At 55.2% G+C, this 1,461-nt stretch carries 1 protein-coding gene and 1 pseudogene; both read left to right on the top strand.

Annotation, left to right across the window (positions count from 1 at the left end; translation table 11 throughout):
* Positions 1–1,015: RHS repeat-associated core domain-containing protein (locus tag QZR14_RS27875; protein WP_311998305.1), on the top strand; the 1,015-nt coding region annotated here is incomplete at its 5' end.
* A pseudogene (locus tag QZR14_RS27870) lies at positions 1,012–1,461 on the top strand (toxin); the annotation flags it as partial. The gene QZR14_RS27875 and the pseudogene QZR14_RS27870, both read left to right, overlap by 4 nt.

Here is a 1,461-nt window from a genome sequence, read left to right as displayed (position 1 = left end):
CTACTACGGCGCACGCTATTACGCAGCGTGGTTGCAGCGCTGGATCAGTGCCGATCCGGCGGGGGATGTGGATGGGCTGAATCTGTACGGATTCGTCGGCAACAACCCGTTAACTTTTGTGGATGAGCAAGGCAACAGCAAAGAGAAATTCGATATCGTCAATTTCTCAAACTTCGTGACCACTCTGGGTGATTACTCCGCCACAACGCTTGACCAGATGCTGAAAGTTTCAAGTGGACAGTACGGCACTGAATTGCTGTCGAATGTTGTTGCAGAATCACTGATAGGCACTGCCGGCTTCTTCGCTGGTTATTTCGGCGGCGGGTTCGCAGGCTCAACACTTGCCACCGGCATGCCCGCCGCCGTCGGCTACTTGTTCGAGATGATTGCCATGCACGTCAGCGGCGATATCGGCGAGGCGATGGCCAGAAAATACACGTCCTTTGCAAATATGACAGTCCCATTGATTCCACAAACTTCGGCAATGAGCGTCGCAGCCATTGATCAAAAGGTCGGCATTACAGAGCGTTCATCGAGTTTCACGCCGGCCGATGCAGCCAACACCTTATTGGCCCGCGGCGTCGGATCATATCTTCCAGGCGTGGGCGCGGCGCTTAATATCGGTTCGCGGGTGCAGGAGGTGGAGGACATTAAACAGGGTCTCGATCCGGTCAAGATTGAAAAAATCGAAACGATGCTCGCCGACTGGAAACAAGCCCTCACTTCGCGAATGGCCGATATCGAGAAAGCCTTCAGACGCGTAGGACAAAACACGATCAATTCGGCTGACGTGCTACCTGACAAGAGCCGCTTAATGGGCGCCAAGACCATTCGGCTCAATACCTTGCGAGAGCAGACCAGTGCGATCCTGGGATATATCGAAAGCAGCCAGACCACCCTGAGGTGGTACAAAGAGGACTTGCTGACAGACAACAGATTTTTGCGTGAACAAGCGAAACCCGTGTCGAAATTTCAGACATTTGTTAAGCCCTTCACCAAACACAAATTCACATGAAATACGACCCCGTTTATAGACGCACTCCAACTGTGGCAGTGATCGATGGCCGGGGCTCGCCGATCCGTCAGGTCAGTTACTTGCGCACTCAGGCAGACGACACACCAAAAGCACTCGTGTCACGTCAGCAACACGATGTGGCCGGCCGTCTGGTAGCGCAGCAGGATCCACGTCTGGCCACTGCGAACCTCACTAACGTCTACTCACTGAACGGTGATGTGGTATTGACCGACAGCGTCGACGCCGGTTGGCGCCTGACCCTGCCGGGGCTTGCCGCTGAGCCATTGCAACGCTGGGATCAGCGCCGTAGCCATTGGCAGACGACCTTCGATGAGCAACTGCGGGTGATCGCGGTCGAGGAAAATGGCCAACCCGATGTCGATGTTTTCATTTACGCCGACGCATCGAGCGCGGCCGGGTACAACCGCCGCGGCCAGTTGCTGGAG

The organism is Pseudomonas sp. rhizo66, assembly GCF_031931925.1.
Lineage (GTDB): Bacteria > Pseudomonadota > Gammaproteobacteria > Pseudomonadales > Pseudomonadaceae > Aquipseudomonas.
Note: the sequence above shows the minus strand (reverse complement) of the source record. Positions and strands in the feature narration are given on the sequence as shown.